This is a genomic window from Pseudomonas sp. KH_021, from assembly GCF_057838865.1.
The window spans coordinates 4,134,831-4,147,824 of record NZ_CM174477.1 but is presented as its reverse complement, the minus strand read 5'-3'; the positions used below and the strand labels follow the sequence as shown (position 1 = coordinate 4,147,824).

10 protein-coding genes are annotated in these 12,994 nt (G+C 60.7%); 6 read left to right on the top strand and 4 right to left on the bottom strand.

Annotated features, from left to right (window positions below; translation table 11 throughout):
- Positions 1–47: 47 nt before the first annotated feature.
- The 4 genes from AC3IX4_RS19070 to AC3IX4_RS19055 all read right to left on the bottom strand — a co-directional run bounded on the left by AC3IX4_RS19070 (position 48) and on the right by AC3IX4_RS19055 (position 3,389).
- Positions 48–1,109 (bottom strand): GlxA family transcriptional regulator, encoded by a 1,062-nt coding sequence (locus AC3IX4_RS19070; RefSeq protein WP_489256958.1) that lies wholly within the window; start codon positions 1,107–1,109, stop codon positions 48–50.
- Positions 1,110–1,179: 70 nt separating this feature from the next.
- Positions 1,180–2,229 (bottom strand): bifunctional DNA-binding transcriptional regulator/O6-methylguanine-DNA methyltransferase Ada, encoded by a 1,050-nt coding sequence (ada, locus tag AC3IX4_RS19065; protein WP_489256957.1) that lies wholly within the window; start codon positions 2,227–2,229, stop codon positions 1,180–1,182.
- A gap of 209 nt (positions 2,230–2,438) precedes the next feature.
- On the bottom strand, positions 2,439–3,116 hold the full coding sequence (locus AC3IX4_RS19060; RefSeq protein ID WP_489256956.1) for an SOS response-associated peptidase family protein: 678 nt from the start codon (positions 3,114–3,116) through the stop codon (positions 2,439–2,441).
- Positions 3,117–3,191: 75 nt separating this feature from the next.
- On the bottom strand, positions 3,192–3,389 hold the full coding sequence (locus tag AC3IX4_RS19055) for a hypothetical protein (RefSeq protein WP_489256955.1): 198 nt from the start codon (positions 3,387–3,389) through the stop codon (positions 3,192–3,194).
- A gap of 308 nt (positions 3,390–3,697) precedes the next feature.
- Here AC3IX4_RS19055 and tssI point away from each other — a divergent pair, with 308 nt between their 5' ends.
- The 6 genes from tssI to AC3IX4_RS19025 are packed head-to-tail and all read left to right on the top strand — an operon-like array spanning position 3,698 to position 12,788.
- Entirely contained in the window at positions 3,698–5,770 is a 2,073-nt protein-coding gene (tssI, locus tag AC3IX4_RS19050) for a type VI secretion system tip protein TssI/VgrG (protein ID WP_489256954.1), read from the top strand.
- Positions 5,763–6,635: a DUF4123 domain-containing protein gene (locus AC3IX4_RS19045; RefSeq protein ID WP_489256953.1), complete on the top strand. Its 873-nt coding sequence runs from the start codon at positions 5,763–5,765 to the stop codon at positions 6,633–6,635. Before tssI ends, AC3IX4_RS19045 begins: the two co-directional genes overlap by 8 nt.
- Positions 6,632–10,051: a toxin VasX gene (locus tag AC3IX4_RS19040; RefSeq protein ID WP_489256952.1), complete on the top strand. Its 3,420-nt coding sequence runs from the start codon at positions 6,632–6,634 to the stop codon at positions 10,049–10,051. The genes AC3IX4_RS19045 and AC3IX4_RS19040 overlap by 4 nt, the downstream gene beginning before the upstream one ends.
- Entirely contained in the window at positions 10,044–11,231 is a 1,188-nt protein-coding gene (locus AC3IX4_RS19035; RefSeq protein WP_489256951.1) for a hypothetical protein, read from the top strand. Before AC3IX4_RS19040 ends, AC3IX4_RS19035 begins: the two co-directional genes overlap by 8 nt.
- On the top strand, positions 11,228–11,608 hold the full coding sequence (locus tag AC3IX4_RS19030; RefSeq protein WP_489256950.1) for a hypothetical protein: 381 nt from the start codon (positions 11,228–11,230) through the stop codon (positions 11,606–11,608). The genes AC3IX4_RS19035 and AC3IX4_RS19030 overlap by 4 nt, the downstream gene beginning before the upstream one ends.
- Positions 11,601–12,788 carry a hypothetical protein gene (locus AC3IX4_RS19025; RefSeq protein WP_489256949.1) on the top strand — a complete coding sequence of 396 codons (1,188 nt, stop codon included), beginning with the start codon at positions 11,601–11,603 and terminating at the stop codon, positions 12,786–12,788. The genes AC3IX4_RS19030 and AC3IX4_RS19025 overlap by 8 nt, the downstream gene beginning before the upstream one ends.
- Positions 12,789–12,994 lie beyond the last annotated feature (206 nt).

Here is a 12,994-nt window from a genome sequence, read left to right as displayed (position 1 = left end):
GGTTCTCAGGTAGACCGCGGTGATGCTATCGCGACCAAGGTCTGCTCCTACAAGACAGGGGTATTTGACCAGGTCTGCAACCTGGCTTGAGCGCTCTTGCGCAGGCGACCTGGCGCCACTTGGAAAAACTCGCGGAAACACCGCTGGAAATGGGCAATGCTGACGAAGCCCGTGGCCACGGCGATCTCGGCCATGCTCTTGTTGGTCTGCAGCAGCAACTGCCGGGCGCGGGTCATGCGCAGTTCCAGATAGTAGCGGGTCGGCGAGGCGTTCATATGGCGCATGAATAACCGCTCCAAGTGGCGGCGGGAGATGTCGGCGCAGCGGGCAATTTCGTCCATGCTCAAGGGCTCGTCGATATTGCTGCTCATCAGCTCCAGGGTCAGTTTCAGGGCTTGTGGCAGGGTCGGGTTGCGGTCGATGGCTACCACCGACACATCCAGGACTTCCTGCAGCTTGTCGCAGCCCAGCACTTCATCGATGGCGCTGACAAAACCATCGCCAAAACTGCGCCGCACTACTTCTAGCATCATGCCCAGCGAGCTGTTGGCGCCGGCACAGCTCATGCGGTCACGGTCGACCACAAAGGAGCGTGATGACAATGGCGTACGCGGGAAGTCTTCGCTCATCACGGCCCGACCGTCGGGGTGAAAGGCGCATTGATAGCCGTCCATCAGGCCTGCCTCGGCGAGAAAATAGGCACCGTTCCAAAGCCCGCCGAGCATGCGGGCATGAGTGGCGGCCGATTTCAGCCGATGGCGGATCAGCGCCGTGGACTGCAGCTTGACCCGATAGCCACCGCAGACCACCAGCATGTCCAAGGCACGATCATCGAAGTGTTCAAGGTTGCAATCGGTGGCCACCTCGATGCCCAGGTCGCTCAAGGCGCGCTGGCCACTGACGCTCACCACTTGCACCTGGTACAGCGGCGTGGGGCTCATCAGGTTGGCGGTGACCAACGCGTCTACCGCGCCGGTGAAGGCCATCATGGAAAAGTGATCAAGCAGCACAAACGCGACCCGTTGGGTGCTGACGGGTTGATCGGGCTGGGGGGCACCCAGATGAGCCATGTTCTTGGTTTTTAGCAGGCTCTCGAACGAGGTTCGCATGGGAATTCCTGAAGCGACTAAAGCAAAGTGTCCATGCTGCCCGATTGGCGTGGATCTGGCGAGCGAGGCGTCAGTTGGACTCGCGCTCGAGCAACTGGCGCTTGCGCTCCACGCCCCAGCGATAGCCGGACAGATCACCGTCACTACGCACGACGCGGTGACAGGGAATGGCTACCGCCAAACTGTTGGCGCCACAGGCCTGGGCCACGGCCCGATAGGATTTGGGCGCACCGATCATCGCGGCGATTTCAGCATAGCTGGCCGTCTTGCCCGGCGGGATTTCCCGCAATGCTTGCCAAACTCGCTCCTGAAAGGCGGTGCCGCGCAAGTCCAACGGCAGGTCCAGGCCGATGGCCGGTGCTTCGACAAAGCCGACTACTTGCGCAATCAACTGTTCGAAGGCCTGATCGCCACCGATAAAGTGTGCCTTGGGGAACTTGTCTTGCAGCTGGCGGGCCAGGGTGTCGGGTTCGTCGCCCAGCAAAATCGCACAAATACCGCGATTACTCTGCGCCACCAGGATCGCCCCCAGCGAACACTGGCCCACGGCAAAGCGGATCTCGGTGTTGGCCCCGCCCGCGCGATATTCGCAAGGCGTCATCCCAAGCACATTATCGGACGTCTCGTAAAAGCGGCTGGTGGAGTTGAAGCCGGCGTCGTACATCGCCTCGGTGACCGAGTTGCCGCGCTTGAGCCGCTCGCGCAGCTTGCGCGCCCGATGGGCACTGGCATACGCCTTGGGCGTAAGCCCGGTGGAGGCCTTGAACACTCGGTGAAAGTGATAGGGGCTCATGCCCAGGTGCTCGGCCAGGGCATTGAGGCCGGGGGCAGGCTCTGAGGCTTCGATGATTTGGCACGCGGCTGTCACCAATGCAGCGTGTTGGCGGGCCATGCTGCTCTGGTCGGCGCCAGCCCGCCTGCTGGGGCGGTACCCGGCGGCCTCGGCTTGGTCTGCGCTGTCGAAAAACTCGACATTTTCAAGCTTGGGCAAACGAGAGGCGCTGCTGGGCTGGCAGTAGACACCGGTCGTGCGCACGGCATAGACGAACTGCCCATCAAAGGACGGGTCGCGGGCCAGGATGGCTTGCCAGCGCGGGTCGTTGGGGTTGAGTGGTTTCATCGTCAAAGACCTTAAGGCACGAAGTGAACATCAGCCTACGTCGGCCCAGTGTACTGAACACTCCGAGTCTTGCGGTTGAATTCTGCGGGGGTGAACACACACACACTGTAGGAGCCCAGCTTGCTGGCGATGGCATCACCGCGGTGTATCTGGCATACAGCGGTGATGCCATCGCCACGGTTCGGCGCCCCGACAAGCTGGGCTCCTACCTAAAGAAGGTGCCAGGGGCCGCTGTTGCGAACATTCCCGACGGCCTTGTCGACCTTGAACCATTCAAAACAATCGGCCGGGCTGCCCTGTAACAAGGCAATTTGTTCAGCACGTTCACGCGGTGTGTCGCAGCTCAACCATTCTTGCGCCAGTTCCGGGGCCAGCACCACCGGCCGACGATCATGGATATCGACCATGCCACCTTCGGCATCGGCCGTGAGTATGACAAAGCCATCTTCATCGGTAGGCTCTGCGTTCGGCGGGCTGAACTGGCCGATGCTGGCGCAGAAAATCGGTTCGCCGCTTTTGAGGCGGATCAGATACGGCTGTTTCTGTTTGGGGTTTTCAGGGTCGGCTACCCATTCGAACCAGCCGTCGATGGCGGCCAGCGCGCGATGTGGCCAGATTTGTCGAAAGTAGGGGCCGTGGGCGACTTTTTCGACCCTGGCATTGATGCGCCGCACCTTGCTTTGGTCCCACTGCGGCTTCCATCCCCAGCGCACATCCGCGGCCAGCAGGTGCTCGCCTTCACAGCGCAACACAGCGGTCATCCCGGTCGGGGGCAAATTGTAACGCTGCAGTGGCTGATCGCCGACGGTGTTGACCAGCGCGTTGGGCATGCTCAGGGCATCGACGAAGTCGTGAATGCCGCGGTATTGGGACAGCCTGCCGCACATGGTTGCCACCCTGATGTACCGGGCCGGTCGCCGGTCTACACAGTCAAGACCGGGACCTGTGCGAAGGCAATGCCCTCAGCGGTAATAGCGACGATCGTCACGGTAGCGGTCGCGGCGATCGTCGCGGTCATCGCGGTCATACCGATCGTAACCGCGTGAATGCCGGTGATCCCGATCGCGCCAGCCATCGTCGTGATCGCGGTGATGGTGATAACAGCCGGTCAGGCTGAGCAACAGGGCCACCAGGGTGAACTTGGGCAAATGGGTCAGCAATGTCGTCTCCTTGCAACACGGTGGGTGTCCGTGGTTGAGGCTAAGACCTTGTTTTTGTGGCTGTGTTTGATGGTGGGTGGAAAATATTTCACGTCTGAGGAGCGGGCAAGAGTGTCTCGAACTTAAAAGGGTCGAATGAAGACTTATGTGTCGCATAGACAGAATATGGAAATTTCCTACCTAATTAGTCGATTTTCCCGGCATTCACTCTTGCGCCCCTCTTGCTAGCTTGCTCGGCCAAACCGCTTGCTCATGCCTTCATGGAATGAAGTTCGCGCGGTTGTCGTTCTCAGCTCAAGGATCAAGCTATGTTCGCGCCGGCCAATGTTGCTCATTTCGAACTGAAAATCCCCACGGTTCGCAACGATTTCAAGGTACTGGCCTTTGACGGTACGGAAGCCATCAGCACCTTGTACGCGATCCACGTCGAGTTGGTCAGCGAGCGTCCCGACGTTGATCTGGAAAGCCTGCTCTGCCAGCCGGCGTTCCTCCAGTTCGGCCTCCATGGCGAAGGCATTCATGGTCGTATCGAAGAGGTTTCCATGGGGGCGGTGGGTAAGCGCCTGACCCGCTATCACCTGACCTTGGTGCCGGTGCTGCACTATTTGCAGTTCAGCCACCAGCAACGGATTTTCCAGAGCCTGACCGTTCCGCAAATCATCGCCCAAGTCCTCAAAGGCCATGGCATTCTGGCCGACGTGTTTACCTTCCACGTCACCCCCGGACCCGCGCGCATCTACTGCACTCAATATGCGGAAAGCGACTACGAGTTCGTCCAAAGGTTATGCGCCGAGGAGGGCATTGCCTGGCACCACCAGCATTCACCCGACGACCATAGACTGGTGTTTACCGACCATCAGAGCTTTTTCCCCAGGCTGGATGGTGCCACCCCTTATCACCCCGCCTGCGGCATGGTCGCGGAGTGCTCGGTGATCGATCGTTTTTCCATGCGCTTCAGCACCCGAACCCGCACGGCCACGCGCCGCGACTACGACTTCACCCACCCGATCCCGCCCCACCAAAGCCGCGTCACGACCGAGCATGGACCTGAACTCGAAGACTATCGCTACCCTGTTTTCATCGACAATGAAAAACACGGTAAACAGCTTGCCCGGCAAGCGCTGGAACGGCGTCGCAGTGATTACCAACTGGCCGAGGGCAGCAGCGATCAAGCGAACTTACGCAGTGGCCACTTGTTTGAACTGACCGAGCACCCGCGTCAACCGTACAACGATTTGTGGTTGTTGCTCAGTGTCCATCACGTTGGCAAACAACCCCAGGTGCTTGAAGAAGCACTCATCAGCGACGTTAAGTCAGAAGACGGCTTCACCCAGGGTTACCGCAACAGCTTCAGCGCGATTCCCTGGGACGTGTTCTATCGTCCGCCGCTGGTCACCCGCCAAACACTGGTCAGCCAGACCGCCCGTGTCACCGGGCCTGCGGACGAAGAGATCTTTTGCGATGAATACGGGCGGGTCAAGGTCGAGTTCCATTGGGACCGCGCCAAGTTGGGCAGCGACAAGAGCAGTTGCTGGCTACGGGTTTCATCCAACTGGGCAGGCGACCGTTTCGGCTCGGTGACCATCCCGCGCATCGGCATGGAAGTGGTGGTGACCTTCCTGGAGGGCAATCCGGATAATCCGTTGATTACCGGTTGCGTGCCCAACGAGATCACCTCCGTGCCGTACCCCTTGCCGGAGCACAAGACCAAAACCGTGCTGCGCAGCCGCAGCTCCCCCGCCAATGACGGATACAACGAGCTGTCGATTGAAGATCGCGCCGGACGGGAGCTGATCTACCTGCGCGCCCAGCGCGACCTCGAGCAGCTGATTCTCAACGACAGCGCCACCCTGATCGGTAACGACCGCCGTGAGCAGATTGCTCAAAACAGCCACAGCTTGATTGGCAACGACCGTTTTGAACAGGTCGAGAACAACAGTGCCAGCCTGATCAAGGGCGACGAACTGCACACCACCCAAGGTCTGCGTCACACGCTGATCGGGGGTAGCGAGCAGATCAGCATTACCGGCAACAGCAGCACGACGGTCAGTGGCACGTTGGTGATTCAAGCCGGCCCCCAGGTCCATGTCACGGCCGCCCATGTGGTGATCGATGCTGGCATGAGCCTGACGCTCAAAGCTGGTGGCCACCACCTCGTGATCAGCCCTGGGGGGATTTTCAGCAGTGTGCCCATCGTCGAGGGCGGCGCTCCGTTGGTGGGGGTGCCGCCGATCCTGGCGTCGTCTGCTGAAGGGGCGACATCAGCAGCCCTTCAGGCGCCCTTATTGGCCTCCACGCAGCGATCGGCCCTGATGGCCAAAAAGCCTATTTGCGCGGTATGCGAAGTCGTCAAACCGCAGAGTGAGGCAGCCCATGCTTGAGTTACCGCCATTACCCGATGATCTGCCCTGGTCGTTGCCGGCCTATCTGCTGTTGGACGGGGTCAGCGCCTCGAATCTGGCGCAGCGCCTGCACCGCTGGGATAACCCGGTTTATTGCCTGTACCAAGGCACACGCTGGCATGAGCTGGCGGACATCTCGCCCTGCTTGATCACCCTCAAGGGTGCCGGTGATTCACTGCTGGCGTACTTCCTGGAAAATGCCGCGCTGGAATGGGGCTATCTGCTGTTCAGCGAGGCCGACGCGCTAACGCTCTGCAAGCACTGGCGTCACCTGCTGAGCGTTAAACACCCGAGTGCGGGCGAGGTCATGCCGCGCATCGCCGATCCAGCGGTCATGCATCACCTGTTCGACCTGGCGCGGCAAGCCAACAGTGCACGCTGGTTTGGCCCTGTTCAGCACCTGTGCCTGCCTGATGGGTTGCAGGCGGCCTGGTTACAGCACACACGCCCCGAACAGCCTGCATTAGCGCCTACCGAAGCCTATCTGTTGACGGAGCAGGAGCTAACCGCCTTGGGCGAGGTGCAGTTTCATCATGCGGTCATCAGCCTCAACGATCACCTGCAGCGGTACTTTCCCAGCTTGATGGCGTCCTGCTCAGCCCAGGAGCGCCTGCGGTTTGCCGAACAAGTCGCCCAGCAGGCTATCCGGCAAGGCTTTACCTCGGAACAGGAAATCACGCTCTATGCCAACGTACTCGGCTATTTGGCCGGGCAGCCGTTGGCCAGCCACCCGGACATCGTCGAGACCCTGACGGCGTCGTCACCCTCCCCGTTGATCCGTGTCCAACGCGCTGCCGAGCTGGCGTATGCCCGCACGGCCACGCCAGCAGGAGACTTGCCATGACCGCCGAACCACCGCTCAAAGGCCCTGCCAACATCGCCGCCATGGCCAAGAGCGCCCAAGACATCCGTTCACCCCTGGGGCTGTGCCCTTTGATGAGCTCAAAAGTGCAGTTGCTGCCGGTGCGCTACGGCCTGGTCGAACACCTCGACCCCTCGGCCGAACTGAGCATGCCGCTCACCCTGACCAGCCAGCCCTTGGGCTTCCGGCTGCTGCGTGACGGCTACCTGTACATCATCGATCACGGCACCGGCTACCTGCACGAATACCACGTCGAGCAAGGACAAATCAGCAAACTGCTGTGGCAGGGCCGGGAAGTGGCGGGCGACACGCGCACCGCGTCGGTGGGCGAGCCTCATTTGATCTTCACCCGGCAACACCGGTTGTACGCCAGCTATTCGGAACTCCAGTGGACGGCCTACAAATGCGCGCAAGTGCTCAAGGACACCGCCGAGCGTGAACGCTTGATGCAACGCATCGATCTGGCGAGTGCTTGCCCGACCAATGGGGGAACCCACTTGTTGACCCAACGCCAGGCCCAGGACTGGCTGGCGGAGGTCGCGCAACACAACCCGCCACCGGCTGCATTACCCGAGGGCGCCCACCCGCAAGAGCGCCAACCCTATAGCTGGGAAGCCACGCCCCTGTTCCAGGACACGCCGATCGAAGCGCTCACCAGTCGGGTGCTGGGCGCCTACCAGAACGATTTTCTGTTTTTGGTCTTGCGCGACGATTTTGGCGTAATGCGCGACCTGGCCAGCGCCCAACTGCAAGTGGCGGACTGGCTCAAGCAGTGGAGCGCCGACGAGACTGCCCAGCGCAAATACCTCACCGGCGCCTACATCCAGTCTTTGTACGAGATGAGTCCGGCGGGTATGGAGACCTTGGCCAGCACGGATTCTGCTGTCAATGCCCTGAAGGCGGACCTCAACCCGGAGCAGCAGACGGCGGTTCATGATTATCTGCGGGCCAAGCGTGACCATGACGGACAGTCCATCTATGGCGACGAGCAGTCTTGGCGCGAAGCGGCGAAAAGCAATCCTTACGCACGCGCCTTCGTCAGTCTGCTCGATGGCCTGGGCGAAGGGCTTTGGCAAAAACATCGAGACGCCATCGCCGGCCTCCACCTGCGCACCTGGGAGGCGTTAAACGGCAAGGCCATCGGGGAGCGTGGCATTGATCAGTTGGTCAACCGGGCGGAGATGCAAGCGTTCGTCCACCAGCAGCAAACGCTGCTCAGCCATTGGCAAAGGCGCCTTCAAGCCATTCGCGAAGACCGCCTGAACATGATTACCGGCGGCCACTTTCACCGTGCCGCCTGGTATTACGACTTCCGGTACGACGCGCAGATCCAGCATCGCCTGGAAACCGAATTCGTCTGCGTGGCGGCCCTGTGCGGCGATCGCGCCGCGATTGAAAAACTCGCCGCCTTCCTCGAGCAAAACCCGCTCACCGTCGTACCGGGGCTGGAAACCCTGCCCCTCGCCGATCAGTTGGATGTGAGCAAGAAGCTCCTGGACCTGAGCAGCTTTTGGATCAAGGTCGTCACGGCCCCGGACAACTTGGCCGGCGTCAATGAACTGGCCAATCAATTCAACAGCCTGATGAGCGAACGGCTGCCCAACTATGCGGATCTGAATACGCGGTTCAAGGGGCTGCAGAGCTTGTTGGATGGGGCGTATAACCCAGCGCATCAGCTTTTTGCTGCCGATCAGTTAGATCGAGCGCACCATGATTTTAAACAACGACAACCCATCGACCCCAATAGCTTCCTCCGTGGCCTCGGCCAGCCGGCACGCCTGCAACTGTTGCGCGAGTTTTCCCGCAGCGGCTTGACCCTGCGGGCAGCGTCGGCTGCCGAAATCCAGGCCTTCAATAAGACCCGCGATGCCGCCTTCGATCTGCGCCGCCAGCTCAAGCGCACCTACACGCTGCGCCGCCAGGAGTTGTCGCGGCAAACCCACGGCTTGGCCACGCCGGGCAGCGAGCAGGTGCATAACCAGCGGATCCAAGAGCTCAAGGCCACGCTGCTGCCGTTGGAGGACCGCATCAGCCGGGCGTTGACAGTCGGCAGCGACGGGCGGCGGCAGATCGGTACGGTAATCGATGGTATGCCTCCGGAACTGCGTAGTGAAATGCAGCGCACGGTGCGAGATTTCCGCGCGACGGGGACGTTTGGCAAGCCACTGAGTAGCGCCCTGAGATCCTGGGGGGATGGAATTGGATTGTTGTTGTTTGTTTATCAAGGGCACAAGTTTGTTGAGGCGTTGAGTGCGTTTAGTAAAAAAAAGGATCGCACCTTGTCAGACCTGGGTGCCGTCGCTGAATCATTCATTTTTATGTCCGCTGCGGGTTTTGCCGTGGTACAGGGCTTGTCAATAACGATCTTGCAGGCGCATATCGCACAAATGGACAGTGCCGCTGGCAAGCTCAATACCATGAGCCGCCTGGGGCGCTGGGCCGGAATTGCCGGGGATGCTGCGTTTGGGTTTGGCGCGCTGGCCGCCGCCATCGACTTAGGCAGGCATTCCCAGCAATGGGGCAAAGCGCTGGTCAAAGGCAATCACCAAGCCTTGGCGGCCACGACCCTGCAAATTGCTGGCGACGCTATTCTCGTGGGCACCAATACCTGGGGCGCCAAACACACGACGTCGATCATCAGTCAAATCCTCAAGAAGCCCGCCGAACTGCGGGCGCTGGCCTGGGCCGAAGCCAGCCCGCGGCTGCTGAGCATCGCCGTCAGAGCCAACCTGGTGGGGCTGATCGGCACGGCCCTGCAACTGCTCGGCGAAGGCTTGTACCGCTACTTCAACCTGAGCGACCTGCAAAAATGGCTGCAAGCCAGCGCCTGGGGCACGGCCAACCTGCACCGCAGCCTGCCCGAGGACTGGAGCGCCTTGGCCCGGGTGGTGCAACAACCGACCTGTGAGTTGGTTCGCAAAGGCAAGCGCACGTACCTGCAACTGCGACTGCCCGGTGTCCGCACCCGGGAAATGGACAGCCGTCAACTGCACCTGCAGGCCTTTCATCAAACCCGTGCTCGGCACATACCCCAGCCCTACAGTCGGCATGCACCGCCCCTCCACTGGCAGGCACACAGCGCGGCATGGGCCGCGGTCACCGTGGTTGCCAGCCAGGAAGACGAGGCGCTGACCCTTCACCTGCCGATCAGCGAAGCCCAGCAAACGACGGATTTCGCCCTGGCCTTCACCCTCGGTTACCAACTGGAAGCCGAACGCGACTTGCTGCACCGCACCAGTTTTGTCCTGCGCGACCTGCGCATCGCGACGGTGCGGGGCGTACGGTTGCCGGCCCAGGGCCGGTTTATCCTCGACGCCGTGGAAACCTTGCCCAGCGGCATCGACCAAGCTCCGTTCTGGCGGTTCAAGCGAGAACAAATGGCGGCGCTCGATGATTAGCACACTGTTCAAGCGCAGAAAGCCGCCGAAAACCCCAGAGCCGACACCGGACATTCGCAGCCAGCGGCCCCGTGCCGGTGAACTGCGGGTCAGGGGGTTGAATGAAACGTTGTTTCTGGCCCCGTTGCCGGTGTACACCGGGCAGATGCAAGTGTCGCGGCGTAATTTTTCGGCGATGAACGAGACCTATCTGGAGTTGGGGGGGAGCAACTACGGGATGGTTGAACTGGGGAAGAGACTGGCGATCCAGATATGGATGGCCTTGTTTACAGCATTTATGGCTCCCAGCTTTGTAATTCTTTATGGAGTGCTTTCCTATCCAGAAAATTTCCCTACCCCATTCAAGGATCTCATCGATGCTATCAAGGTATTTTCCAGTTACGCGCTGCTATTCATTCTTCCCATCGGCGCCTTCATCTACGGCATGCTCTCCAACGTCCGAACCCTGGCCAAAAGCTACCCGGTCCGCTTCAATCGCCAACGCCGCGAAGTCTGCTACATCGACGACACCACCCATCGGGTGCTGATCGTGCCGTGGGAGAGCGTGGTGGCCTGGGTCGCCCGCAGCCAGGGGGTGACCAGCTACGGCGCGATGCGCGATTACACCTTCGGCATGGGGCTGGAGGACGAAGAGCACGATACCGTGCAGTTTATATTGTCGGCGCAACCCAGCGATGCGCATGCGCTGGGCATGTGGACGTCCATACGCAACTACATGGAAGAAGGGGAGCTGGTGGACACGCCCAACCCCATGCTTGCCATTCTGGGGCTTACCCCCACCGAAGACGAACTCAAGCCCTACGAGGGCCTGCACACCTTTGAGATAGAACGCAAGGGCGCACGTTTCATGGGATCTTTAGACGATGACGGCGCGGATCTGACTGCCGAACAGCGACACCAATACGGATACGGCAAGCGAACCCCATGGCCTCTGCGCTGGTGGTACGTCAGACGGGTGATCGTGTTCTGGAAAATGCCCTACCTGATCGCCGAGTGGGCCCACCGCAAGGGCCGCCCGACCCTGCCTGAACGTGTGCAAGCCTGGTCGCAACCGCTGCCCCCCGAACAATGGGCCCAACCCAGCCCCGCCCTGCAAAAAGCCAACGCCCTGGTCAAGACCGCCATGGACAAAAAAGGCGTGAACTTCGTCGACGCCTGCAAGGCGGCGGGGCTGCATTGAATCCACCACTGCACGCCTTGCTGCAACGCCGCCCGCCCGCTGGCAGGCAGGCAAACAGCGCGGCATGGGCAGCTGTTACCGTGGTTGCCAGCCAGGAAGACGAGGCGCTGACCCTTCACCTGCCGATCAGCGAAGCCCAGCAAACGACGGATTTCGCCCTGGCCTTCACCATCGGTTACCAACTGGAAGCCGAACGCGACTTGCTGCACCGCACCAGTTTTGTCCTGCGCGACCTGCGCATCGCGACGGTGCGGGGCGTACAGTTGCCGGCCCAGGGCCGGTTTATCCTCGACGCCGTGGAAACCTTGCCCAGCGGCATCGACCAAGCTCCGTTCTGGCGGTTCAAGCGAGAACAAATGGCGGCGCTCGATGATTAGCACACTGTTCAAGCGCAGAAAGCCGCCGAAAACCCCAGAGCCGACACCGGACATTCGCAGCCAGCGGCCCCGTGCCGGTGAACTGCGGGTCAGGGAGTTGAATGAAACCCTGTTCCTGGCGCCATTGCCGGTGTACACCGGGCAGATGCAGGTGTCGAGACGTAACTTTTCGGCGATGAACGAGACCTATCTGGAGTTGGGGGGGAGCAACTACGGGATGGTCGAGCAGGGGAAGATCCTGGCAACTGGAATCTGGATGGCTTTGTTTACAGCATTTATCGCTCCCAGTTTTGTAATCCTTTATGGGGTGCTTTCCTATCCAGAAAACTTTCCGACCCCATTCAAGGATCTCATCGATGCTATCAGGGTGTTTTCCAGTTATGCGCTGCTATCCATTATCCCCATTGGCGCCTACGTCTACGGCATGCTCTCCAACGTCCGAACCCTGGCCAAAAGCTACCCAGTCCGCTTCAACCGCCAACGCCGCGAAGTCTGCTACATCGACGACACCACCCATCGGGTGCTGATCGTGCCGTGGGAGAGCGTGGTGGCCTGGGTCGCCCGCAGCCAGGGGATGACCAGCTACGGCGCGATGCGCGATTACACCTTCGGCATGGGGCTGGAGGATGAAGAGCGCGACACCGTGCAGTTTCTATTGTCGGCGCAACCCAGCGATGCGCATGCGCTGGGCATGTGGACGTCCATTCGCAACTACATGGAAGAAGGGGAGCAGGTGGATACGCCCAACCCCATGCTGGCCGCGCTGGGCATCACCCTGACCGAGGATGAACTCAAACCTTATGAAGGGCTGCACACCTTTGAAATCGAACGGCTCGACGCCAGGGCATTGGGTAGGCTGGACGACGGAGGAGGCCATCTGACTGCCGAAGAGCGCAAGCGTTGGGGATACTCTAAGCGTTCCCCTTGGCCTCTGCGCTGGTGGTACGTCAGACGGGTGGTCGTGTTCTGGAAAATGCCCTACCTGATCGCCGAGTGGGCCCACCGCAAGGGCCGCCCGACCCTGCCAGAAAGCGTGCAAGCCTGGTCGCAACCGCTACCCCCCGAACAATGGGCCCAGCCCAGCCCAGCCCTGCAAAAAGCCAACGCCTTGGTCAAGACCGCCATGGACAAAAAAGGCGCCAACTTCGTCGACGCCTGCAAGGCGGCGGGGCTGCATTGAACTCACCGCTGCACACCTGGCCCGGCGGCCGACTGATCGCTGGCGAAGCCATTCGCGTGGGCACCAACACCTGGGGCGCCAAACACACGATGTCAGCCCTACAGTTGGCATGCACCGCCTGCCCGCTGGCAGGCAAACAGCGCGGCATGGGCCGCTGTTACCGTGGTCGTCAGCCAGGAAGAAGAGGCGCTGATGTTGTTATGGAG

Coding starts and splice junctions, on each gene's coding strand:
- AC3IX4_RS19070 (WP_489256958.1), bottom strand. CDS start 1,109: ATGCGAACCTCGTTCGAGAGCCTGCTAAAAACCAAGAACATGGCTCAT.
- ada (WP_489256957.1), bottom strand. CDS start 2,229: ATGAAACCACTCAACCCCAACGACCCGCGCTGGCAAGCCATCCTGGCC.
- AC3IX4_RS19060 (WP_489256956.1), bottom strand. CDS start 3,116: ATGTGCGGCAGGCTGTCCCAATACCGCGGCATTCACGACTTCGTCGAT.
- tssI (WP_489256954.1), top strand. CDS start 3,698: ATGTTCGCGCCGGCCAATGTTGCTCATTTCGAACTGAAAATCCCCACG.
- AC3IX4_RS19045 (WP_489256953.1), top strand. CDS start 5,763: ATGCTTGAGTTACCGCCATTACCCGATGATCTGCCCTGGTCGTTGCCG.
- AC3IX4_RS19040 (WP_489256952.1), top strand. CDS start 6,632: ATGACCGCCGAACCACCGCTCAAAGGCCCTGCCAACATCGCCGCCATG.
- AC3IX4_RS19035 (WP_489256951.1), top strand. CDS start 10,044: ATGATTAGCACACTGTTCAAGCGCAGAAAGCCGCCGAAAACCCCAGAG.
- AC3IX4_RS19025 (WP_489256949.1), top strand. CDS start 11,601: ATGATTAGCACACTGTTCAAGCGCAGAAAGCCGCCGAAAACCCCAGAG.